Source organism: Enterococcus sp. 22-H-5-01, from assembly GCF_050310005.1.
Lineage (GTDB): Bacteria > Bacillota > Bacilli > Lactobacillales > Enterococcaceae > Enterococcus_A > Enterococcus_A hailinensis.
Map to the genome: position 1 here is coordinate 348,398 of NZ_CP189994.1, position 22,539 is coordinate 370,936.

At 36.1% G+C, this 22,539-nt stretch carries 21 protein-coding genes and 2 pseudogenes; 14 read left to right on the plus strand and 9 right to left on the minus strand.

Annotated features, from left to right (window positions below; translation table 11 throughout):
• Positions 1–48 precede the first annotated feature (48 nt).
• Both ACQKTA_RS12635 and ACQKTA_RS12640 read left to right on the plus strand, forming a co-directional pair.
• Positions 49–1,134 (plus strand): annotated as a pseudogene (locus tag ACQKTA_RS12635) (2-hydroxycarboxylate transporter family protein); the annotation flags it as partial.
• A pseudogene (locus ACQKTA_RS12640) lies at positions 1,134–1,694 on the plus strand (2-hydroxycarboxylate transporter family protein); the annotation flags it as partial. The pseudogenes ACQKTA_RS12635 and ACQKTA_RS12640, both read left to right, overlap by 1 nt.
• A 98-nt stretch (positions 1,695–1,792) precedes the next feature.
• On the opposite strand, the gene ACQKTA_RS12645 reads toward ACQKTA_RS12640, so the two are convergent.
• The 5 genes from ACQKTA_RS12645 to ACQKTA_RS12665 form a co-directional block, all read right to left on the minus strand.
• Complete coding sequence (locus ACQKTA_RS12645; RefSeq protein WP_427814649.1) at positions 1,793–2,737, minus strand: tocopherol cyclase family protein; 945 nt, start codon at positions 2,735–2,737, stop codon at positions 1,793–1,795.
• A 123-nt stretch (positions 2,738–2,860) separates the two neighbouring features.
• A complete protein-coding gene (locus tag ACQKTA_RS12650) occupies positions 2,861–4,396 on the minus strand; it encodes an MFS transporter (RefSeq protein ID WP_427814650.1) in 1,536 nt (511 codons plus the stop codon).
• Positions 4,397–4,445: 49 nt separating this feature from the next.
• A complete protein-coding gene (locus ACQKTA_RS12655) occupies positions 4,446–4,979 on the minus strand; it encodes a PadR family transcriptional regulator (RefSeq protein WP_332653588.1) in 534 nt (177 codons plus the stop codon).
• Positions 4,980–5,180: 201 nt separating this feature from the next.
• The gene (locus tag ACQKTA_RS12660; RefSeq protein WP_427814651.1) at positions 5,181–6,857 is read right to left on the minus strand and encodes a metallophosphoesterase family protein; all 1,677 of its coding nucleotides are present in this window, start codon (positions 6,855–6,857) and stop codon (positions 5,181–5,183) included.
• A gap of 139 nt (positions 6,858–6,996) precedes the next feature.
• Positions 6,997–8,898, minus strand: a complete 1,902-nt coding sequence (locus ACQKTA_RS12665; RefSeq protein WP_427814652.1) for an NlpC/P60 family protein — start codon at positions 8,896–8,898, stop codon at positions 6,997–6,999.
• A gap of 242 nt (positions 8,899–9,140) precedes the next feature.
• On the opposite strand from ACQKTA_RS12665, the gene ACQKTA_RS12670 reads away from it, so the two are divergent.
• Both ACQKTA_RS12670 and ACQKTA_RS12675 read left to right on the plus strand, forming a co-directional pair.
• Positions 9,141–10,103, plus strand: a complete 963-nt coding sequence (locus tag ACQKTA_RS12670; protein ID WP_427814653.1) for a GIY-YIG nuclease family protein — start codon at positions 9,141–9,143, stop codon at positions 10,101–10,103.
• Between the two features lie 71 nt (positions 10,104–10,174).
• A complete protein-coding gene (locus ACQKTA_RS12675; RefSeq protein WP_427814654.1) occupies positions 10,175–10,669 on the plus strand; it encodes a GyrI-like domain-containing protein in 495 nt (164 codons plus the stop codon).
• A 51-nt stretch (positions 10,670–10,720) separates the two neighbouring features.
• On the opposite strand, the gene ACQKTA_RS12680 is transcribed toward ACQKTA_RS12675, so the two are convergent.
• On the minus strand, positions 10,721–11,335 hold the full coding sequence (locus tag ACQKTA_RS12680) for a histidine phosphatase family protein (protein WP_427814655.1): 615 nt from the start codon (positions 11,333–11,335) through the stop codon (positions 10,721–10,723).
• Positions 11,336–11,538: 203 nt separating this feature from the next.
• Here ACQKTA_RS12680 and ACQKTA_RS12685 point away from each other — a divergent pair, with 203 nt between their 5' ends.
• Together ACQKTA_RS12685 and ACQKTA_RS12690 are read left to right on the plus strand one after the other, a co-directional pair.
• Positions 11,539–11,802 carry a DUF6442 family protein gene (locus ACQKTA_RS12685; RefSeq protein ID WP_332580909.1) on the plus strand — a complete coding sequence of 88 codons (264 nt, stop codon included), beginning with the start codon at positions 11,539–11,541 and terminating at the stop codon, positions 11,800–11,802.
• 83 nt (positions 11,803–11,885) lie between these two features.
• Positions 11,886–12,620: an ElyC/SanA/YdcF family protein gene (locus tag ACQKTA_RS12690; protein ID WP_427814656.1), complete on the plus strand. Its 735-nt coding sequence runs from the start codon at positions 11,886–11,888 to the stop codon at positions 12,618–12,620.
• Positions 12,621–12,652: 32 nt separating this feature from the next.
• On the opposite strand, the gene ACQKTA_RS12695 is transcribed toward ACQKTA_RS12690, so the two are convergent.
• Positions 12,653–12,907 (minus strand): hypothetical protein, encoded by a 255-nt coding sequence (locus tag ACQKTA_RS12695; RefSeq protein WP_332580911.1) that lies wholly within the window; start codon positions 12,905–12,907, stop codon positions 12,653–12,655.
• A 311-nt stretch (positions 12,908–13,218) separates the two neighbouring features.
• Here ACQKTA_RS12695 and aspD point away from each other — a divergent pair, with 311 nt between their 5' ends.
• Positions 13,219–14,820, plus strand: a complete 1,602-nt coding sequence (gene aspD / locus ACQKTA_RS12700; protein WP_427814657.1) for an aspartate 4-decarboxylase — start codon at positions 13,219–13,221, stop codon at positions 14,818–14,820.
• Positions 14,821–14,859: 39 nt separating this feature from the next.
• Here the strand turns inward: aspD and ACQKTA_RS12705 are convergent, their stop codons facing one another.
• The gene (locus tag ACQKTA_RS12705) at positions 14,860–15,393 is read right to left on the minus strand and encodes a phenolic acid decarboxylase (protein WP_332580913.1); all 534 of its coding nucleotides are present in this window, start codon (positions 15,391–15,393) and stop codon (positions 14,860–14,862) included.
• A gap of 111 nt (positions 15,394–15,504) precedes the next feature.
• On the opposite strand from ACQKTA_RS12705, the gene ACQKTA_RS12710 reads away from it, so the two are divergent.
• The 5 genes from ACQKTA_RS12710 (at position 15,505) to ACQKTA_RS12730 (ending at position 19,876) form a co-directional block, all read left to right on the plus strand.
• Positions 15,505–16,038, plus strand: coding sequence for a PadR family transcriptional regulator (locus ACQKTA_RS12710; protein ID WP_332580962.1), 534 nt, complete (start codon positions 15,505–15,507; stop codon positions 16,036–16,038).
• A gap of 157 nt (positions 16,039–16,195) precedes the next feature.
• Positions 16,196–17,014, plus strand: coding sequence for a bifunctional hydroxymethylpyrimidine kinase/phosphomethylpyrimidine kinase (thiD, locus tag ACQKTA_RS12715; RefSeq protein ID WP_427814658.1), 819 nt, complete (start codon positions 16,196–16,198; stop codon positions 17,012–17,014).
• Positions 17,004–17,552 carry an ECF transporter S component gene (locus ACQKTA_RS12720; protein ID WP_332580915.1) on the plus strand — a complete coding sequence of 183 codons (549 nt, stop codon included), beginning with the start codon at positions 17,004–17,006 and terminating at the stop codon, positions 17,550–17,552. Before thiD ends, ACQKTA_RS12720 begins: the two co-directional genes overlap by 11 nt.
• A 182-nt stretch (positions 17,553–17,734) precedes the next feature.
• The gene (locus ACQKTA_RS12725; RefSeq protein ID WP_332580916.1) at positions 17,735–17,881 is read left to right on the plus strand and encodes a hypothetical protein; all 147 of its coding nucleotides are present in this window, start codon (positions 17,735–17,737) and stop codon (positions 17,879–17,881) included.
• A 465-nt stretch (positions 17,882–18,346) separates the two neighbouring features.
• Positions 18,347–19,876, plus strand: coding sequence for an ABC-F family ATP-binding cassette domain-containing protein (locus ACQKTA_RS12730; protein WP_332580917.1), 1,530 nt, complete (start codon positions 18,347–18,349; stop codon positions 19,874–19,876).
• Between the two features lie 28 nt (positions 19,877–19,904).
• Here the strand turns inward: ACQKTA_RS12730 and ACQKTA_RS12735 are convergent, their stop codons facing one another.
• Positions 19,905–20,354, minus strand: coding sequence for a hypothetical protein (locus ACQKTA_RS12735; protein ID WP_407856892.1), 450 nt, complete (start codon positions 20,352–20,354; stop codon positions 19,905–19,907).
• 161 nt (positions 20,355–20,515) lie between these two features.
• On the opposite strand from ACQKTA_RS12735, the gene ACQKTA_RS12740 reads away from it, so the two are divergent.
• Positions 20,516–22,087 (plus strand): Nramp family divalent metal transporter, encoded by a 1,572-nt coding sequence (locus tag ACQKTA_RS12740; RefSeq protein WP_427814659.1) that lies wholly within the window; start codon positions 20,516–20,518, stop codon positions 22,085–22,087.
• Positions 22,088–22,250: 163 nt separating this feature from the next.
• Positions 22,251–22,520 carry a hypothetical protein gene (locus ACQKTA_RS12745; RefSeq protein ID WP_071857201.1) on the plus strand — a complete coding sequence of 90 codons (270 nt, stop codon included), beginning with the start codon at positions 22,251–22,253 and terminating at the stop codon, positions 22,518–22,520.
• Positions 22,521–22,539 lie beyond the last annotated feature (19 nt).

Below are 22,539 nucleotides of genomic sequence, written 5' to 3' on the forward strand. Positions count from 1 at the left end.
ATTTTCATGGGGATAAACACAAAGTTATTCAAGAAAGGATCTTTTGAAATGTCACAAAAAGATACATCAACTACGCCGGTCGTTGAAAAAAAGAAAAATTGGTTCTGGTCTACTAAGATTACTGGTGTTAGTCTTCCACTTTATTTAATCATAGTTGCTGTATTGATCGTAGCGATGGCTTTAGGTAAATTGCCAACGAACATGATCGGACCAATCGCAATTCTTGTTATTTTCGGTAATTTATTCCATTTTATTGGGAACAAAATTCCAATCGTTAAAAGTTATTTAGGTGGTGGCTCCGTTTTTGCGATTTTTGCTTCTGCAGCTATTGCCACTTTCGGAATCCTTCCACATTCAGTTGTTGAATCAACAACGAACTTTGTTAGCAACATGGGATTCTTAGATTTTTATATTGCTGCACTTATCACTGGTAGTATTCTTGGAATGGACCGTAAACTTTTGATGAAAGCTTCTGTTCGTTTTATCCCAGTCGCATTGATCTCAATGGTTGTTTCATTCTTTGCTGTCGGTCTTGTTGGTATGCTGATCGGTAATGGCTTTGCTAATTCTGTTTTGTATATCTCATTGCCTGCCATGGCTGGTGGTGTTGGTGCGGGTGCCGTTCCATTATCATCAATTTATGCTCATGTTTTAGGAACAGATGCTTCTTCTATTATTTCTCGTTTGATCCCTGCAACGGCTATGACCAACGTCTTGGCGATTATCGGGGCTGCCTTAGTTGCACGCGCAGGTCAATCCTTCCCAAAAATCAATGGGAATGGTAAATTAATGGAAAAGGGTGATCTTGGCGATGGAAAACCACAGGAAGTAAAACCTGATATCGCTCAACTAGGTGTTGGTTTGATGGTTGCGTTGACTTTCTTTATCTTAGGTCAAATCTGTAACTTCTTTTTACCTAAAATCCTTGCGTATGCCTTCATGATTATCATCGTGGTCATTTGTAAAATCACGGATGTATTACCTAAATATTACGAAGATGCAGCAATCATGTTCAATAATCTGATTGTTAAAAACTTAACAGCTGCTATCCTTGCTGGTATCGGTATTGCGTTATTGAACTTAAATGTTTTAGCCTCCGCTTTGACATGGCAATTTGTTGTTTTATGTTTAACAATGGAAAACCACGGGAAGTAAAACCTGATATCGCTCAACTAGGTGTTGGTTTGATGGTTGCGTTGACTTTCTTTATCTTAGGTCAAATCTGTAACTTCTTTTTACCTAAAATCCATGCGTATGCCTTCATGATTATCATCGTGGTCATTTGTAAAATCACGGATGTATTACCTAAATATTACGAAGATGCAGCAATCATGTTCAATAATCTGATTGTTAAAAACTTAACAGCTGCTGTCCTTGCTGGTATCGGTATTGCGTTATTGAACTTAAATGTTTTAGCCTCCGCTTTGACATGGCAATTTGTTGTTTTATGTTTAACAAGTGTTGTTGTAATTTCTGTCGTTTCGGCCTTTGTTGGTCGTTTATTCGGATTGTACCCAATCGAATCAACAATCGCAGCAGGTCTATGTAACAATTCTATGGGTGGTACTGGTAACGTTGCTGTCCTATCTGCTTCAAACCGGATGGAATTGATTGCTTTTGCTCAAATGGGTAACCGTTTAGGTGGCGCAATCGTTCTGATCATTTCAGGCTTCTTGATGCAGCTCTTCTCATAACAAAAAATCCGCAGTAGTTAAGACCACTGCGGATTTTTACTTGTTAAAATTAATTATTTCAAACTATCTCCGTGTTGCTCTCCAGTAAAATTTGTTCTTTAATAATCAAATCCTTTTAAAATTCCTACCTCTTCAAATCCGGCTGATTGCCCTTTTACTTTAAAGACTAGTTCATTATCCTTAAACAATGTTAATGAAATTTCGGTACTGGCATTTTCTCGAATGATTCGACTCATCGCACCTGATGAAGGAGCTTTGAGCGCATGCCCCACTTCCGTTGTTACCTCTAAGTTCAAACGTAAATTTTTCTGGATTAATTCAATGATCAAATGCCCATTTTTTCGAACAATAGGCGCTGCTTTCACACCATCATACGTTGAAAAACGATATTCTCTTTCACCGTGTTGAACCACGCAAATTACGCCTAAAAAGGAAAAGCTTACAAATGGAATATCGGCAGCAGAAAAAAATAAGCGCACAGTTGGTTCCACGAACTGATTGCATTGGGTCCATAAGTACGCTGAAGGAAAGGAACTGCCCCAATCTTTTTCAATGTATCCAGTCCCATTTCTAAAGTTTATTGATTGCTTATTCCAAAATAACGTGCCGTTAAGATTATGACCCATACTAAGGATACCATGATAACATTCCATAAAGGATAGATAGGAAAAGGGACCCATAATACTAGGTGCATAACGATTTTTTTTGATTTGATTGAGCTTACCGTACACTAATGTCCCCTGCACCGATAATTCTTTGCTTTTCAGAGCTAGCGTTATTCCTTTTTCACTAAATTGATTTGGACCAATCTTAATCAGTCTTTTGGACTCTGAAACGTGAAAATCATTGATTGAGAATGGAAAGTAATGTGAACCCTGCTGGCTGATTACTTGAATAAAGACTTCTTTAGTCCCTTCCTCATTGATTGAGATACCTGGGATAAATGCGTAGACTTGGTTTCCTATCTGGTGTTTAAAGTACCAACCCTCAAAAAAGGAATGTGTTGCCTTATCTGCATGGAAGAAACGATCGGTAGTAATCATCTTTTCGCCTCACTTTTTATTTTAAGTGTAGCATGAACCTCAGAATTCTTAGTTTGAAAAGGATTTTAGACAAATGATAATAAAAAAAACTGACAGTCACATTGACCGTCAGTCTTTAAATGATTATTCAACAATTTTTTTATTTTCACGCATAAAGATTGCCGCTCCAATAGCACCAATCAAAACGATAGCTCCAGCTACGTAACAGATTTGAACCATTCCTTCATTGAAAGCATGCATGACAACTTTTTGTAATTCCGCTGCGAAAGGTGCTTTACTAATCGCCTCAGAAAAAGCAATTTCATGACCAGAAAATGGACCAGCATCAATCAAAGCATTTGTTAATTTATCTGGCAAATTCATACTTGAAGCATGATCGTTTATGACATCAGCATACCGGTTCGCTTCAACTAAACCTAAAATGACTACCCCAAAGCTGGTACCAAATTGACGGAAGACATTCAATAATCCTGAAGCCATCCCCATTTCTTGAGGCGCAACGCCTTCTAAACCAGCAGAATTCAATACAGGATTCACGATCCCATTTGCAATTCCGATCATCACAAGTGTTGGCCATAATTGAGCATAGCCCATCGTTGGAGATAATTGATTGATCAAGAATAAGAAACCAGCACCACTAATTAAAAGACCTGCAACGATCATCCATTTTCTTGAAAATTTATTTCCCAAAATACCAACGATTGGTCCTAAAATAAGTGACCAAACAGAAAGCGCAAGTTGACGAATTCCTGTATCAAAGGCCGACCAGCCAATATAGTTTTGCATCAATACTGTTAGATACGTATTAAAAGCGTAAATCCCAGATCCAAGAGCAAACGCTACAATAACTGATCCGACAAAGTTGATATTTTTAAACATTTTTAGATTCATCATTGGGTTTTTGACTTTTGATTCAGTAAAGATAAAGATGATCAACAAAATAACTGCTAAAAGCAACCAGCCGCCAACTTTAGCACTTGTCCAAGCCCAATCGATATTCATTTCTTTTTGGATCAAGCCATAAACCGCACTAAATAATGTGGCTGCAGATAAGATCATACCAAGAAAATCAATTTTTTGATCTCTACCATAACTAGGTGTTTCATTAACAAATCGGATGGTCATTAAAACGGCAATGATTCCGATTGGTAAGTTGATGAAGAAAATAGATTCCCAACCAAAAGCGTCAACTAATAATCCACCAACCAATGGACCTGAAGCAGAAGACAAACCTATAACTGAACCTAAGATACCTAGAGCTAAGCCCCGTTGTTTCCCATCAAAATTGGATGCGACCAATGCCATTGATAGGGACATCATTCCAGCACCCCCGACAGCTTGAACCCCACGACCAATATTTAAAATAAGTAATGACGGTGCAAAACCATTTACTACAGAAGCAATAACGAACAAAATCAAACTAGCTAAGAAGATTTTTTTCCGCCCGTACATATCCCCCATTTTTGAAACAATCAATAAAGTCACTGCAAAAACTAATGTATACGCATTTAACACCCATTGTAATTGAGTAAAAGGCTCATTGAAGGCCTTTTGCATTGTTGGTAACGCCACATTGACTACTGTAACATCTAAAAGTCCCATAAAGACACCTAAAGACATGGCAACTAATGCGAACCATTTGCTTGAAGATTTTTCCATAACTTTTCAACACTCCTACTATTATAAAATCCATCGTTTGTAAAAAAGACTATTTTCGATTTTCTATTTGTTTTTTGATCCAAGAAAGTTTTGTATTGGCTAATTGAATATCTAATTCATATGAATCAATAATTACTCGAAAACGTTCGGCGACTTCTGGATAGCGTTTATGCTTTTCTACCATATCCTTTTGAGCTTCTTGATAGAAAACTAAGTCTTTTTCGATAAACTCTTGAAATTCTTCTAGAATTTTTATCTGTTCTGAAACTTCAACACTGTCTAAGGATCGTAATTTAAAATGGATCATATCATTGCGTTTTGCATCGGACGGAATTTTTGCTTTCATTAAACAAGTAAAGCGTTCAATCCCTTTTTCAGTGATATGCCATAATTTTGTTTTTCGTCCCTCTTCATGAATCGTTGAAGTAATCATTCCATCCATTTCTAATTTTTCTAGCGATGGATACAATACCCCACTCGACACTTTACGCATCGGCTGCAACGCAGAGCCTACGATTTTTTGAAGTTTATAGCCAGTTTTATCACCAGTGATCAACGAACCTAACAATAATAAATCGTACATTATATCCTCCTTCCACAAAATTCAAATATATCTTTTAGATATATCGACTTGCTTATTATAGATCTTTTAGACTTATTGTCAAGAAAAAACTTTCATTTTATTTCAGCATTTATTTACAATTGACTTTCAACAATTATGTATCTTTCAATAGAGCTTCTTTTCTTATTTATTCTTGTCAAACATAAAAAAGCACCAACAGGCTTATGACCGGTTGGTGCTTTCTAATAATTGGCTTAAATCAAAGCCCGTATTAATTTTTGAATAGATCGAACAAACAACAAATAATTGTTTATTCGCAAAAGTCACTTTTTGAAATCTTCTTGAAGATGCAGGGATGTGATGATGTCCATGAACGACACCCAAAACTGGATAATCTTGGAACACTTTTTCAAGTTCATCATTATCGCAAGCATATTGTTTACTATATGCACTACTTTGAGGTGATAGCATGCTTAATTCATTGAATAAGGGTGCATGCGATAAGATCACGATCGGTGTTTCATAATCATCTTTCAGCAATCGTTTTAGGGTCTGTAAAATAAATTTCTGCTGAGCTTGTTTCCGTTCTATCAAGACAACTGGAATTGTCAAGCCTACGTAACGAATACCCTGATACGTATAAACCTCATTATTAAGGATACGCATTTTAGGAAATCGTTTTTGTAATTCAGTCTGAACAACAGAATAAAACTTATGATCTCCTAACGGTAATGAATGCCATTGTTCATCTGAATCAAGCATTAATTCTTGGAACCATCGTTCTTTAAAATAGGGCCGCCACTTGTCCCAATCTTCCAACTGTTTATCATGTTCTTGTGGTAAACTATCGGCTAATTCATGGCCCCCAATCACATAAAGTCCTTCAATCTCACTATTACTGACATGAGATTCTGAGATATCACCAATCAATAGATTGAAATTATGATTTACTATCGGTAAATCACCCTCTTTTGCGTGGATATCAGAGATGACATTGATCAGGTTCTTATTTTCATTCGAGTGTACATTTTTAAAATGATTCGCAATAGTATCTGGACGAACACTGTGGGCTATATAATTTTCACGTAAGTGAGACAATTCAGCACCATATTCAGAACGTAATAATGGCTTCGTATTAATTGAATTTTCTTGATTAGAAACAACTAACACTGATTCGATACGCTGTTTAACTGGTTGCGGTAATAAAGCTAAGCCAGGAGTTATATCCGTCTCATAATGTAATCCCAATGGTACGTCTACTGCATTTTGTATCAATTGAATCTGTTGACCATCAATCATTAGTGGTAAAGACTGTGTCACTTGAACAACAAAGGCTAGATACTCAGAGATATATCCGGCTATTCCAGTTTTAACATTTTCACTAAATAAAAATTTTCCAGCTAAATTCGCTGATAATGGCCCTGTTTCATCATGTTGTATGAGTCTTCCAAGGATTTGGATCTCCAACAAAGGATTTTGAAAAATAGCTTGATACGCCTGTTTAACTTCCTTCGAATCCTCTGCCACTTTTTGCTGCGTCGTTTGAAACAGGCTCAGCATTAAATATTTTTCTAGATTTTCTTTATGTGATTCAATGTATGTTCTGACCTCTGTCGGATGCAATAAATATTGAATCGCTGCACGTTGAATATAATTTCGTGCAGTATCATAAGGGATCGCTGAATAGACTAGATCGCCTCGCGAAGAAATGGCCATCGTTTGATCACGAACATTATAGGTAAGTTGAAAATATTCATTACATAAAATAGTTTTATTGATTGGTCGACGTTTATTTTCTGGATACAACTCAATTCGCTGATCAAGAATCTGTAGTAACTGGTTCTCTTTATGAGGTTCTTGGAATGTACCAACTTTCAACTCATTTTTTTTTGATTTCATTTATTCCTCTTAGATTATGGGAACGATTAATTGCCCATTTCATTTTATTATCGCCTTTAGTATAACAATAAATCAAAAATTTCGAAAATGAAAAAATACCCGAAAAATTCGTCTGCACGAGTTTCGGGTATCAATAGTTTTAATTTACGCGAACACCAAAATCTGGTGTATAGTATTGAGTCGAACCATAAGTAACCGTTTGACCTGGTTGAGGAGCATGAATATACTGATCGCCACCGGCTGAGATCGCCACATGATACGTCGCACCTTGATCGCCCCAGAATAATAAATCTCCAGCTTGCGCATCGCTCACAGCGATTTGTGTTCCAGATGATTCTTGAGCGACTGTCCAAGAACCGATATTTTCTCCAGTTACTTGTTTATAGACATATTGTGTCAAACCAGAGCAGTCAAAACCACTTGGATCTTTTCCACCCCAAACATATTGTGTACCAATATATTTTTCAGCTTCGTTTACAATTTGTTGACCTTGAGATGTTTGCTGTGTTTGATCAGCTGCTTGATTTTGATTGGCAGTTTGATCTGTTGTCGCTGTTTGATCAGCTGCTTGATTTTGATTGGCAGTTTGATCTGTTGTCGCTGTTTGATCAGCTGCTTGATTTTGATTGGCAGTTTGATCTGTTGTCGCTGTTTGATCAGCTGCTTGATTTTGATTGGCAGTTTGATCTGTTGTCGCTGTTTGATCAGCTGCTTGATTTTGATTGGCAGTTTGATCTGTTGTCGCTGTTTGATCAGCTGCTTGATTTTGATTGGCAGTTTGATCTGTTGTCGCTGTTTGATCAGCTGCTTGATTTTGATTGGCAGTTTGATCAGTTGTCGCTGTCTGATCAGCTACTTGATTTTGATTGGCAGTTTGATCAGTTGTTGCTGTTTGGTCAACTATCTGATTTTGATTAGCAATTTGATCTGTCGTTTGATTTTGAGATACTGTTTGATCTTGCTTAGTTGCAGGTTGTTCTTCTTGTTGCACTGGTGTCGTTTCAGCTACAGGTGATACTTCTACTGCTGTTTCGGCAGAAGGTGTATCTAATTGAGTTACAGCATCATCCGTAGTTGGCAGTGTTGTAGAAAGTAATGTGTTGTCATCTGTGGCATTTGTAACATCTGATGTATCTGTTACGACTGGCGGATTCACAACTTGGTCATTAGTTACTTGGGCTGCTTCGCCATTTCCAACGACCACTGTTTGACCTGCATAAATATTATTATCCGTGATACTGTTCCAATCGGTAAACTCTTTCACACCAATTCCAAATTGATCCGTGATAGAATTAACTGTGTCACCTGATTGAACCGTGTATTGTTGCGGTGCGGAAGTCGTTACTTGTGCTGTTTGTGCAACAGGAGCTGTAACAGGTTCCGTTGCATCATACGTTGTTAAATTATTTTCTTGAATTGTTGAAACTAATTTTTGGACATAACTTTGATCTTTATTGAAACGGCCTTCTAACGCTTGCGCTGCACTTTGATAATCCTGTGCATTGCTTCGCCATGTTCCGCTAAAATAATTTTCTTTTCCGTCTTGAGAAGTCGTTTTTAAAATTTCAATATAATCTTGGACAGCTTCTTTGAACGAACCATATTTTTTCAGCTCTTTCTTTTGAGTAAGTCCAGATTCTGAATCAGTCTTGTCAAGAACCGCTGATTGGCCTTGATATTGTCCTTCTAAACCAAAAAGATTATTGTAAGGTGCTTGAGCAAATTCATTTTGTCCCCAATTACTTTCAATGATTGCTTGAGCAATGATTACTGAAGCATATAAGTCATGCTTATCAGCTAAAGGTTGGATTTCTTTTGAAATTTTTTCAATAAATGCTTTTTTATCTGCATTGGACGTCGTTGCGGTCGTTTGATCTTCAACTGCTTTTACTTGGTGTGTCTTTAATAAAGGTGCTACAACGGAAACCGTTACTAACGCTGTACCTAAAACAGCAGAACCTTTTTTTAGGTAGCGATAGTTATTGGACTTCTGCCGTTTTTGCTGGCGCAACTCGCGTCGTGTTAAAACTTTACTAGCCATTAATCATCTCTCCGTTCTCTCAATAATTCTTAAATTTTTTTTAATCCAACTAATTATAACACACACTAAATAGAACGACTTAATTTATAGCCCCGTTTTTTTTATTTTTCGTATTATTTTTTTGTACGAACGATAAAAATAAGTTTAATGATCTTTATATATAGTCTCATGAGAATTAAAAATAAACAAAAGTCTTTTTAAAGCACTGCAAAATATTAACTATTTCTAGCTGGAGGTTTCTTATGCTGAAAGAAAAAATACGTTCATTGCCTCAAACCCCTGGTGTTTACAAAATGAAAAATAGTAAGGGTGAAATTATTTATATTGGCAAAGCTAAAAATCTAAAACAACGTGTTAGTTCTTATTTTATAAAAAATTCGCAACATTCAAAAAAAGTCCTCGATATGGTCCGTTCGATTGATGATTTTGAGGTTGAATTGGTTGACACGGAATTTGATGCACTACTATTAGAATGCCTGCTGATTCATCAATTCCGCCCGCGATACAACCGAATGATGAACTATTATGAAAGCTACGGATATTTTCAATTTATCGAATCCTCGCCATATTTAAATGTTGTAAGTGACTGGTCTGAAAAAGGTTTAGTATTAGGGCCTTTTTACAAAGAGAGTAAAATCAAAGAAATAAAAGAGATTATCAATAGCATATACCGTTTGGATGGTCCATTAAAATATGCCGCTGGTATCGTGGCAAATTACCAGAATATATCTCCAGAAGAGGAATTTGATTTACGAATAAAAGAAATTAAGGCTACCTTGATAGGTGATTCTACTGCCTTGCTAACACGCATTGAAGAACGGGTCCAAGCGGCAAATCAAAGAGAAGATTATGAAGCATCCGCACAGTGGTGGCAAAAATATTTGACCGTTCAACGCTTTTTACGTCGAAATAAGCAAACCCTTCAGATTATGCAGAATAAAAGATTTGTCGGCATCCTTCCTGAACAAGGTAAATTTTATTGCTATCTATATGCTAAAGGAGAAATATTGAATCGAATCGTTTATAAGCGACGTCCTTCGATGCAACAAGCAAAAAAAAGATTAGATAAGAGAATTCCTTTAAAGGATTGGCAACAACTCGACTCAAAAAGATACTTAGAAAAAGCAGATGTTGACTTATTTCCAATCTTTTTTAATTATTTGAATCGCCATGGTGATTTATCAGCTTTTGACCCTCTAGAATAATCATTCTAGTTTGTATTCGATTTCATTAATTGATACAATAATGTAATAGCATCATACGATGGAGGATACCTATGCAAATTGAAAAAATTACAAAACCAGAGCAGCTCGTCGTCTCAACATCTACCCATATAGCACATGAATTTCTACCTACTTTTATTGGTACTTCTTTTGTAGAATTATTAGAATATATCCAAAAGAATGGTGCTGAGTTAGTCGGGACACCGTTTATTTCGTATTTAAATCTTGATGAATCTGGACTACCGAAAGATGAATTATTAGAAATTGAAATTGGATTTCCCATCAACAAAGAATTGCCTTCAACTGAAAAATTCCAGAGTTACTTGCTTCCAAGCTATCAAGCAGTACGAACGCTTTATATCGGTGATTATGATGATCTGACGGATTCATATAAAGAATTGATTGAAGCCATCAAGCAAGAAAATGGCATTTTTACTTACCGTAGTTATGAATACTATTTAACAGATGCTTCTGTGCCCCTAGCTGATCAAGAAACAATGATCGAGTTGGCCTTTCGTAAAAAACGCAAAGATTTATTTAATGATTAATCCTACTAAACCAAAAAAGTATCCTCAATAGCGAGGATGCTTTTTTCTGGATTAGAAGGTCTCACCCCATGCATGAAAATCAATCTTAGAATCATCAAATTCCATAATCGTTAGACTTGAGTTATCTACGATGCCTCCTTCACGAATTTCGGCTAGGGTCATCCCTTTTAATGTATTTAATAATGCCATCAATAAAATTCCATGGCTTACAACTAAAACATTTCCATTTGGGTATTGATGAGTGATCTCTTTGATTACTTGTCTACTCCGTTCGATTAATTCAGCATAAGACTCTCCATGAAATTTTTTTGAATCGAATAAATCTGGGCGTGTTCGATAATGATTTATATCTTCCGGATATTTACCAGTGATCTCAGTAATTTTTTTACCATCCCAATCACCTAGCCGCATTTCTCTTAAGCCTTCAATAATGGTTAGTTCGGGGGCCTTCTTCTGATCAGCTAAAATCATCTTCGCCGTTGTCTGCGCCCTCATTTGCGGCGAGGATATAGCTGCATCAAAAGCAACATCTTTCAAATGTTGTGCGATTCTCCTTGTTGCCTCGATTCCTTCGGGAACCAATGGAGAATCCACTGTTCCACCGTTAAAGCGTCCTTCAGCATTGATTTCTGTTTTTCCATGTCTAATAAAATAAAAAAGTGTCACACTCTCACCTCTTTCAATGACTAGTATACACTAACATCTTATAGTTCTTCTCTCATTTTTAACTTTTTAACTGCTTTTAAATCAGTGACTTTGTAATCGGATTCATTTATAATGAAATTAAGAAAAAACAATATTATATGCTCTTATCTATTTGATACCCTATTATTTTTTGTAAAAAATAATTTATTATTGGAGGTTACTTGATGGAAAAAGAAAAACGAGCACAAACAAGTACCGATTTAGCTTTAGCTACCTCGGGTATTTTTAGTCTCATCCTTTTTAGCATATTGATGATTGCCCGTGTGATTGAACATCATGAAATCATGGATCTTTTTAGTTTACTCACAGGCGCTGGCGCAGCTTTTTGCTACGGTAAATTTATTTGGATAAAACAAACGAGCTGGTTAGTCTCCGCCGTCGGTCTACTGGTCTTATGTATTTTCTTTTTTATCAAATACTTATTCTGAAAACTGTCAAATAATTTGACGGTTTTTTTATTTGTTTGCCTTTGTTATCATAGATTAAATTACTTATTTTTTTGGAGGTTCCTATGTCTGATTTTGAAGTTCTAGTTGATTATTTAACCACCACATCCCCAACTCCAAGCTTTTATTCCGATACATTGGTCATCGCCGGGAATAGTTTAATATCTTTAATCGTTTCAGCAGCCAAATTTTGTGAAGACCATAAAGAGATCAAACAAGTTGTTTTTGTTGGTGGTAGCGGCCATGGGACTGCTCCTTTGATCGCCAATGCCGAAAAACACATTCCAAATTTAGTTCAGCCAGACTGGCCGATATTATCTGAAGCTGAAATCATGCAAAAGATTTTCTCTAATTATTGTTCTCGAGAGGTCCTCCAATTATTAGAAACACACTCTAGCAATACTGGTGAAAATGCTCGTTTCTCCCGTGATTTATTTGAAACTGCTCGTCCCGAAAATTTTTGGCTAGTCCAAGATCCTCTCGTTCAAAAACGAACACATTTAACCTTTAGCAAAGAATGGGAACTACCATTGAATGCTATCCAATCATTGATTTTTGAAAAGCCTGTATTGCTTGCTTTTGATGGGCGACCTTCCTTTAAAAATGCTGAAATGGATAGTTGGTGGCAAACAGATTACTTTCTTTCATTAACTTTAGGCGAAATTCGCAGACTGCAAGACAACGAACAAGGCTATGGACCAATGGGCACCAACTATATCCCGCATGTAGAACTGCCGGATGAAGTTCTCTTGAGTTATCAGCGTTGCCAAAAATATTTGACCGGCAGCAATCGCAGATAAAAAAAGAAGCTCTCCCTAGAGAACTTCTTTGCTTATTCGATCACAGTACCTAAAAAGCTAGTTACTTTATCAAAAACGTTACTGAAAAAATTTGCTAAATTTTGCCAAATACCACCAAAATCAGGGTTAGCTACAAAATTTTGTACCTGTGTAAGCATCTGATCTTTGTAGATATAAATAATAAATAGCAAAAACAAAACACCGGCGATCCGCCACAGAATAGAACCTACTTTTACAACAAAGAAAATCAGTAATGCTATAAATGCAATCGCTAATAATTGCTCCATTTGTTTCACTCCTTTATTTATGTTTTTGAATTAATTTTACTTTTTATAACTTCTTGATCATTATGCAATAAAATCGTTTGTTTTTCATGGGTCGGAAGTCGGATATCTGTTTAAAAAAGACTAAATTGATTTCTAAGAATTTAGTAAGCGCTACAAAACCTTTTAGACGAGGCTTTCTAATCTAATATAAAAGAAAACGCTTCTTATTTCTTTGGATTTTTACAGAATTTTTCTCATAAACTTTAAGCGTATTTACGCTGTAATAAAAACAATTCTCGTTACTATGATTATAATAAAGTATAAAAGGAGTCATGTTTGTGTCGACAATTACAGAGCAAGCCCTAGAAGAATTAAGTCCTTTCGAACTAAGTCTTTTTTTAGAACAAAAAATTCATGAAAATAAAAATGTCACCAATCTTTTAAATGCTGGTCGGGGAAATCCTAACTGGACAGCACCCACTCCCCGAGAAGCTTTTTTTCTCTTGGGACAATTTGCTACACAGGAAACATTATACGGTACAGGCGAATTAACTGCCGGAATGATTCAATCTGATGCGACTCGCGGACAACGTTTCGTTGATTTTCTACAAAATCATCCCAGCAAAGGTGCTGACTTTTTAAAAAAAATCTGGTTTTCAGATAATAATTTTTTAGGAATGCCTAAAGAACTTTGGCTAACGGACATCTTAGATCATATTATTGGTGACAATTATCCTAATCCTGTACGTTGTCTCACTGCCTGTGAGGCACCTATCAAAGCTTATCTAAACCAAGAACTTTTTTCAAATAGCACAATCCCTTTTGATGTTTTTGCTGTAGAAGGCGGAACTGCTGGTATTTGTTATATCTTTGACACACTGCTGAACAATTTTTTATTGAATCGCGGCGATAAAATTGCTTTAATGCTGCCTACATTTGCTCCCTATCTTGAAATTCCTGAGCTACCGAAATATGCTTTTGAAATCGTCAAAGTCCAAGCGAAGCAAACAATGGTTGATGGAAAAATGACCTATCAATACCCTGATGAAGAAATCAATAAATTACGCGATTCCGATATCAAGGCTGTTTTTGTAGTCAACCCTAGCAATCCAACAGCGAATGCTCTAGCACAACCAACAATTGACCTGCTGAAAGATATCGTTTCAACTGATAATCCAGAATTGATGATTCTAACAGATGATGTGTATGGCACTTTTGTTCCAGTTTTTACTTCTCTTTTTTCTGAATTACCTTACAATACTGCGTGTATCTATTCTTATTCAAAATACTTTGGTGCTACTGGTTGGCGTGTAGGAACGATTGCTGTTGCCAAGCATAATTTATTTGATGAATTGATCGCTAACTTACCTAAAGAAAATATTGAACAACTAAATGAACGTTACGCTTCTTTGACCGCTGATCCAACTACGATCACGTTTATTGATCGAATTGTTGCTGACAGTCGTGATGTTGCTTTAAATCACGCTTCCGGCTTATCTGCTCCTCAACAAGTTATGATGGTGATGTTTAGTCTCTATAGTCTTTTAGATGAAGGGCAAGCCTACAAAGCAGAAGTGATGGATATTTGCCGTCAACGTGAAAAATTATTATTCCATACGTTAGGCTTACAAGAACCTTTAGAAGATTTGGATACCGCTTATTATTGTGAAATCAATTATGAAGATTGGAGTCGTAAACGTTACGGGAATGCTTTTGCCGACTATCTAAAAAATAAATGGACTGTCACAAAAGTCTTGACTTCATTAGCTGAAAAAGAACAATTGATGCTGCTAAAAGCCAATGCTTTCGGTAGTAGTGAATGGGCTGTTCGTGTATCTTTAGCGAACTTAGCCACAAATCAATACCCCGAAGTAGGAAAACGGATAATCCGTTTAACAGACAGCATCCGTGATCAATGGATGAAAACAAAATAAAAAAATCTCCTTTCTATAATTAATAGAAAGGAGATTTTTTTATTTATTGATACGACGATAATTTTCGTCAAAATATTTTCCTGTGCGAATATCTTCGGGCATTCCTTCGTATGGGGCTTCACTGATAGCATCTTCATTGTCTACCCCAGCTTCACCCATATAAGTGATTTTAGCAAATTCAGGAACAACAAGTTTTGGATAAGTTTCATATTTTTCTCTAGCAGCTAACATTTCATCAATGTGTTCATTTTGGAATGTTACCGTAATTTCAGGATGTTCTTCCACCCATTTAGGAAAGAAAATAGTTCCATGTAATTTTTGTTCATTTGGAAGGAAATCTAAAGCAACATCTGTACCAGTAGGTTCAGTCCAAGTAATTTTGTATACCCCTTCTGTTAACATATCCATTTGAACTTCTTGATCTTTGACCCAACGTCCGGCAACCATTCCGCCATGAATTCGATAGTCGACTGTATGATCATTTTTTGCATACCATTCATATTCCCAACCATTATCATACGTATAAATAAAATGAGTTCCAACAAAATCTGCTAAAGTTTTAAATTCTTTCATGATGATTCCTCCAATAAATCAAATTAATATATACATGTAATTAATTACATGTTTTTGATTACGTGATTATGTTAGAATGATTTTTAACGAATGTCAAGGGACGTGTTTAAAATCGCTCAAAAAAATATTTTACAATACATTATTTTAGGAATGATCCAAAATGGTACCAATACGGGCTATGAGATAAAAAATGCTTTTCAAACTGAAATTGGTGAATTTTGGCAAGCCAAACACAGTCAGATCTATCCAGAACTTTCTAAGTTGACTCAAAAAAACTTAATTGATTTTCAAACAGAAGTTGTTGGAACTAAATTAGAAAAGAAAGTCTATTCCCTAACTAACGATGGAAAAAGGGTCTTAAATGAATGGTTAAAAGAACCTTTAATTGATCTTCCCGTAAATAAAGATGAATTCGTGTTGAAGCTCTATTTTATTAAGAGTATGGATGATAAACGGTTGCCAGAAATGATCCAACAACAGATAGAATTACATTCAAAAAAGTTAGAGCACTTAAAACAAAGAAAACAAATCGTGTTTTCGGAAGAAGAAATCCAAGAAAATTATGGCCATTATTTGATTTTGATGCACGCTATCCATCGTGAAGAAGAATATTTAAACTGGTTAGAATGTTTGAAAAGGGATTAATCTTTCTATTTTTATAGAAAAGTAAAGGCATAGAAACAATTTCTATGCTTTTTGTATTGTTTAAAATTGGCGGGTTTAAAATATAGCCAATTGGCAGTTTAAAAATAGTGAATTAACAGTTATGCTAATTAAAAATCAAATCTTCGAGGTGAATAAAATGAAAAAAGTTGTGACAATTGCTGGATCAGATGCGACTGGCGGCGGTGGTTTAGAAGCCGATTTAAAAACATTCCAAGAATATGGAACATTTGGCCTTACAGCCATTACTTCCATTGTAAATTTAGATCCTACGACCGGAAATCACCATTTAAGAGTCTTACCGCTTGAATGGTTGCAAGAGCAATTGGCTTCTGTCTTTGCTGGAAGTGTTGATGCGATCAAAACCGGGTTATTGCCGTCGCAAGAAATTATTGAACTCGTTGCCAGTCACCTCCCTTTTTCTACACCGTTGATCGTTGACCCCGTGATTGGTGGAAAAGGTACCCAAGATTTTATTGGGAATCAGCAAGTTCAAGCATTACAAAAATTATTATTGCCAAAAGCATTAGTGACTACCCCAAACTTGCGTGAAGCTGGGATCCTATCAGAACTTGGGGAATTATCTTCGGAACAACAAATGCGTAAAGCAGCCCAAAAAATAGCTTTACTGGGACCAAAACACGTTGTGATTAAGGGCGGTGCTCGGTTAAATCAAACTGAAACACTTGATCTTCATTATGATGGCTCAACTTTTCAAACCTATCCACATCAAATAATCGATACTCCGTATAATCATGGCGCGGGTTGTACTTTTGCGGCAGCAATCACGGCTGGGATCGCTAAAGATGTCTCAATTGATCAATCGATTCAGCGTGCGATCGATTTTGTTCAAGCTGCTATCAAATTAGGTGAGCAAATCAATCCATATGTGGGACATGTCTGGCACGGCGCTTACACACATGGAGAAAATAGAATGGAGTTTTCAAATGACAAATGATAATAAAATCCAAAATCTTGTATTAATCGCTCTGTTCGCGGCATTAACTTTTATTGGGACAATGATTAAGATTCCTTTACCCACTGGTGCTTTCATCCACTTTGGAAATGCTGTCGTCTTACTAGCTGTTTTACTGATTGGTTATTGGCAAGGATCGCTTGCTGGAGGAATTGGCTTTTTCATTTTTGATATTTTAAATGGCTATGCTACTGAAGCCCCTTATTTTTTACTTGAAAGTTTTGTAGTAGGTGCTGCTGCCTTTTTGGGCTTCGCCATTTTCAAAAGAAAACCAACAAAGATTTATCAAATTGTGATTATCGGTATTTTTGCAGGTATTGCGAAATTTATTATGTCGGTCATTAAAGCAACCGTGATGGGGCTTATTGCTGGTGCCCAATTAACACCTGCTTTCTTTGCAGCAATCGCAACAATGCCGGCAACCGTAATCAACATTTTTTCAACTATTTTAATAGTAAGTTTAGTCTTTTTCCCCTTAAGACATGCAATGGGAAGAATTTTTCACAATCAACCTATTTAATGGTATACTAAGTATCCTTGGCAGGGGCAAAAAAAGTAAGCAGCTAAGTTATCATGACTTAGCTGCTTACTTTTTTATTGATCCAAATTTTAATTTAATCTTTATATTTTTGTTTTATTATTATTTTTTAATGTGATATACTTTTTATGTAAAAGATTATTACCTTTGAAAGGAGAAAGTTTATGACGTTTTTTGATCAAAAAATGAATTACCGGGTAACATTTGATTTAGCTGATAATATCTTTATCGTTTATTCAACGGATACCGGACATCAAGGAAGCGGAATTACGATTGAACAAGCAATTGATGATTTAAAAAAATCTGCTTAAGGAGTGTTTCCTGCAATGATTGATAGTTATAGTTAAAAGCCTCTGCTGAAAATAAAGCGGAGGCTTTTTTATTTTGATTATCTTACATAACTGTTCGTTTTATTTATGTCTAATCCATGTTTTAAATTTTTGATCTCAGTTAAACTTAAAAAAACACTAGGAGGTTCACTTCATGATGAAAAAACTATTAGTTCCTTTTTTCGCACTAAGTTATTTGTTAGCTAAAGCCACTCTTGTCCTAACTATTTATCCAATTGACTGGTTCCATCAACTTTTTAGCTAAGGAGGACTTTATGTTCGATTTATTACATCAACTTTTTAGAGTACTTTCTGACACATTTTTGGGATTATTTGATTTTATTCTTGGATTAATTACTTACCTATTTTCTGCTCAGTTATGATTTTACTTGACTAACCTCCTTTTTTATTAGATGATGAGGTTTTGAGTAAGAAAGTAGGAGAAACATGAGTATCTTAGACTTAAACGGAATCACCCAACAATTTGGTGATAAAATTTTATATGAAGAACTAGAATTACATTTAAATAAAGGCGAGCACCTTGGTCTAATCGGACAAAATGGTGCCGGAAAAAGTACGTTAATCAAAATTATTACGGGAGAACAATTACCCGATGAAGGTACAATTGCTTGGCAAAAAAATATCCACGTAGGTTATTTAGATCAATACGTAGAAGTCGACCCCACTCTTTCAATCAAGGACTTTTTAAAAACTGCCTATGCCGCTGACTTTGCTAAAGAAGCAAAAATTGGTGATCTATATATGGAATATAGTGAATCGATGGATGATAAATTATTAGAGCGTGCTGGTCGCTTACAAACAGAATTGGACCAAGGAGACTTTTATCAAATCGATACATTGATTGCTGAAATGAGTAGTGGTCTTGGCCTAGATGTTTTAGGTATGGATACAGCCTTGGAAGATTTAAGCGGCGGTCAACGTTCTAAATTGATTTTAGCAAAATTATTACTTGAGAAACCTGATGTTTTAATTCTTGATGAACCAACAAACCATTTAGATGATGAGCACGTAGCTTGGTTAAGTCAGTTTCTACAAGAATTCACTGGAACCTTTATTGTGATCTCTCATGACCGTGATTTTCTAAATCAAATCACTACTCATATTGCAGATATCGAATTTGGAAAGTTAACCAAATATACAGGTAATTTAACCAAAGCTTTGAAACAAAAAGAACAATTCCAAGAAACATATATGAAACAATATGCTGCTCAAAAACGCCAGATCGAAAAAACAGAGGCTTATATCCGCAAATATAAAGCGGGCTCTCGTTCAACGATGGCTAAAAGTCGTCAAAAACAATTGGATAAGGTCGAACGTCTAACACCCCCTTCTTCAAATGCAGTTGCTCAGTTTGATTTCCCTTATACACCAATTGTGACAACGCTAGCCTTAGAAACGACCGATTTAGAAATTGGTTACCAAAAACCTTTACTATCTCCTATCAATATCACATTGAGATATGGTGAAAAAGTCGCGATTCGCGGATTTAACGGGATTGGTAAATCTACATTATTAAAAACGCTTATCGGAATGATTCCTAAACTAGCTGGTGAATTTCATTTTCCAGCAAATACTACGGTTAATTATTTTGAACAAGACTTACAATGGGAAAATCCCTTTCAAACGCCTTTACAATATTTAAGCGATCATTTTCCTAAAGAACCGGTCAAAGAATTACGTAAACATTTAGCTAAAGCGGGTTTACCAAATCAATTGGCACAAGAACCTTTAAGCACTCTTAGCGGTGGTGAACAAACTAAGGTAAAACTTTGTCAAATGACCATGCAAAAAGGAAATTTATTGATTTTGGATGAACCAACAAACCATATCGATCAAAGTACAAAAGACAGTTTGCGTGAAAGCTTAGCGAACTTTGCTGGTACCGTAATCGTTGTATCCCATGAAGAGGGTTTCTATCAAGATTGGACCGACCGCGTTATTGAAATCAGTCAATAAAAAAACTTCCCAAGTTTGGGAAGTTTTTTTATTTATCATTTAGCCATTGAAGTTCATTCTTTTCCGTTTTACTCAAACCAAAAGCTTCATAATTCGTCAGAATTCTTTCCATCAAATCCGGAATTTGACTGCCTTTTCTGACTAAAACATCGATTCCGGCAGGTGTTACTAATGATTTTTCAAATCGAATTACCATTACATCCCCTTTGATCGTCACCACCTGCCAACGGCTGCTTAAAATTTTTAAAGGTCCGATTCCACGCCAAACAAATTGATTATCAGAAACACGATCAGTCCCTTTGATTTTTTTTGTTTTATTTTTTGACTCATATTCCACCAGATCTAGTAATTCAATCGAATTTTTATCAAGTTGCTTATAAGTAATCCGCGGATTTTTCCGTTTTTCAGATAACCACATCGGAAATGTTGTGCCTTTGATTTCCCAGGTACCATCTAATTGTTTGTGCCAAGTTCTCATCGACTCACCTCGTCCTTTTATATCAGTGTAATGCAAAGAATTTATTCCTGAAAGAATTTTGCATTTTAAAAATTTTAGGCATACCGAATTTTTTTCTTTCATTTTCCTATCATTGGGTGTATGATGGCATCGTAGAAAAGAAATAGAAAGGTGGGAATCACTTGAGTACAAAAAAACGTCCCATTCTCGAACATACAAATGGACTTTCATTAGAAGAAGTCAACGGAACCATCAAAGTACCAAAAGGTAAAAGTTTTTGGCGAACACTTTTAGCCTATTCAGGACCAGGAGCGCTAGTTGCTGTTGGTTACATGGATCCTGGTAACTGGTCTACTTCAATCACTGGGGGGCAAAACTTCCAGTATCTATTAATGTCAGTTATCTTGCTTTCAAGTTTAGTTGCAATGCTTTTGCAGTACATGGCCGCAAAACTAGGAATCGTTACTCAGATGGACCTAGCACAAGCGATCAGAGCTCGGACAAGTAAAGGGTTAGGCATCGTACTTTGGATTTTGACGGAGCTTGCTATTATGGCGACAGATATTGCGGAAGTAATCGGCGCAGCAATTGCACTGTATCTACTTTTTAATATTCCATTAGTCATCGCCGTCTTTATCACTGTCTTAGATGTTTTCTTATTATTATTATTAACAAAAATCGGTTTTCGAAAAATTGAAGCGATTGTCGTTTGTTTAATTTTTGTTATTCTCTTTGTTTTTATCTATCAAGTTGCATTATCAAATCCTGATTGGAGTGAAGTGATCAAAGGCTTCGTCCCAACGAGCGAAACATTTGCTGATTCTCCTGCTATCGGAGGGCAAACACCCTTGACTGGTGCACTCGGTATCATCGGCGCGACTGTGATGCCTCATAATTTATATCTTCATTCAGCCGTTTCTCAAACTAGAGAAGTCGATCATAATGATGAAGAAGATGTGGCAAATGCTGTCCGCTTCACCACTTGGGATTCAAATATCCAATTGTCTTTGGCCTTTTTAGTCAATGCCTTATTATTGGTTATGGGGGTTGCAGTCTTCAAAACGGGAACCGTGAAAGATCCGTCATTCTTTGGCCTGTATGAAGCCTTATCAAATCCTGCAACTATGAGTAATGGTATTTTGATGAATGTTGCAAAAACGGGAGCTTTATCGACACTTTTTGCAGTCGCTCTTCTAGCTTCTGGTCAAAATTCTACGATTACTGGGACATTAACAGGACAGGTAATCATGGAAGGCTTTATTCATATGCGGATGCCTATTTGGCTCCGTCGATTAGTCACTCGATTGATTTCAGTCGTTCCAGTTCTCATTTGTATCTTACTTACTCGTGGTAATACAGTGATCGAAGAACATGAGGCTTTAAATAATTTAATGAACAATTCACAAGTGTTTTTAGCTTTCGCCCTTCCCTTCTCTATGCTGCCGCTGTTAATGATGACCAACAGCAAAGTAGAAATGGGTGAACGTTTTAGAAATAACCGCATTGTTCAATTGCTTGGATGGATTTCAGTGATTGGTTTGACGTATTTGAATCTAATTGGTTTGCCTAGCCAAATCGAGGGGTTCTTCGGAGATCATCCCTCTGCTTTAGAAATCGATACTGCTGACACGATTGCTTATGTATTAATTGCTGGTGTTCTCGCCTTATTAGCTTGGACAATCGTCGATCTTTATCGAGGCAATAAACGCGTGGCACTCAAAACAAAAAAATTAGAGGAAGACCTGTCCGAATAGTAAAAAGCAGAAATCGATTTGATTTCTGCTTTTCCTATTTTATAAGATAAATAAGTCTTCCTCCATTTTATATTACAAAAATTAACAGGAGTTTTTCCTTAATCAGAGCATTTATCAGTTAAAAATGCTAAAATCAATTTACAGACTTAAAGGAAGTGATTTTTTGGAAGAATATCGCGGTTTATTGGAAAAGACCATTTTATTACAGGAAAAACCTATAATGATGTCTTTATTGATTATGAGCGATGGAGAAAGTAAAACAGAGGTCTTGATCAAAGATCGTTACCTGTCTAGCTATGTTTTTCGACTCCCTGAAAACAAATATATGATCCACATTATGGGACGAAGAAACAAACGGAATCAATTAGTCGCTAAACATTTTGAGATTATGAATCCAGACGAATACATCAAAATTATTGGCGCACCTGAATAATAAATGAATAGGAGCAGTA

Excerpts from the sequence above, each read along its gene's own strand:
- ACQKTA_RS12645 (WP_427814649.1), bottom strand. The coding sequence starts at position 2,737 with ATGATTACTACCGATCGTTTCTTCCATGCAGATAAGGCAACACATTCC.
- ACQKTA_RS12650 (WP_427814650.1), bottom strand. The coding sequence starts at position 4,396 with ATGGAAAAATCTTCAAGCAAATGGTTCGCATTAGTTGCCATGTCTTTA.
- ACQKTA_RS12655 (WP_332653588.1), bottom strand. The coding sequence starts at position 4,979 with ATGTACGATTTATTATTGTTAGGTTCGTTGATCACTGGTGATAAAACT.
- ACQKTA_RS12660 (WP_427814651.1), bottom strand. The coding sequence starts at position 6,857 with ATGAAATCAAAAAAAAATGAGTTGAAAGTTGGTACATTCCAAGAACCT.
- ACQKTA_RS12665 (WP_427814652.1), bottom strand. The coding sequence starts at position 8,898 with ATGGCTAGTAAAGTTTTAACACGACGCGAGTTGCGCCAGCAAAAACGG.
- ACQKTA_RS12670 (WP_427814653.1), top strand. The coding sequence starts at position 9,141 with ATGCTGAAAGAAAAAATACGTTCATTGCCTCAAACCCCTGGTGTTTAC.
- ACQKTA_RS12675 (WP_427814654.1), top strand. The coding sequence starts at position 10,175 with ATGCAAATTGAAAAAATTACAAAACCAGAGCAGCTCGTCGTCTCAACA.
- ACQKTA_RS12685 (WP_332580909.1), top strand. The coding sequence starts at position 11,539 with ATGGAAAAAGAAAAACGAGCACAAACAAGTACCGATTTAGCTTTAGCT.
- ACQKTA_RS12690 (WP_427814656.1), top strand. The coding sequence starts at position 11,886 with ATGTCTGATTTTGAAGTTCTAGTTGATTATTTAACCACCACATCCCCA.
- ACQKTA_RS12695 (WP_332580911.1), bottom strand. The coding sequence starts at position 12,907 with ATGGAGCAATTATTAGCGATTGCATTTATAGCATTACTGATTTTCTTT.
- aspD (WP_427814657.1), top strand. The coding sequence starts at position 13,219 with ATGTTTGTGTCGACAATTACAGAGCAAGCCCTAGAAGAATTAAGTCCT.
- ACQKTA_RS12705 (WP_332580913.1), bottom strand. The coding sequence starts at position 15,393 with ATGAAAGAATTTAAAACTTTAGCAGATTTTGTTGGAACTCATTTTATT.
- thiD (WP_427814658.1), top strand. The coding sequence starts at position 16,196 with ATGAAAAAAGTTGTGACAATTGCTGGATCAGATGCGACTGGCGGCGGT.
- ACQKTA_RS12720 (WP_332580915.1), top strand. The coding sequence starts at position 17,004 with ATGACAAATGATAATAAAATCCAAAATCTTGTATTAATCGCTCTGTTC.
- ACQKTA_RS12725 (WP_332580916.1), top strand. The coding sequence starts at position 17,735 with ATGACGTTTTTTGATCAAAAAATGAATTACCGGGTAACATTTGATTTA.
- ACQKTA_RS12730 (WP_332580917.1), top strand. The coding sequence starts at position 18,347 with ATGAGTATCTTAGACTTAAACGGAATCACCCAACAATTTGGTGATAAA.
- ACQKTA_RS12735 (WP_407856892.1), bottom strand. The coding sequence starts at position 20,354 with ATGAGAACTTGGCACAAACAATTAGATGGTACCTGGGAAATCAAAGGC.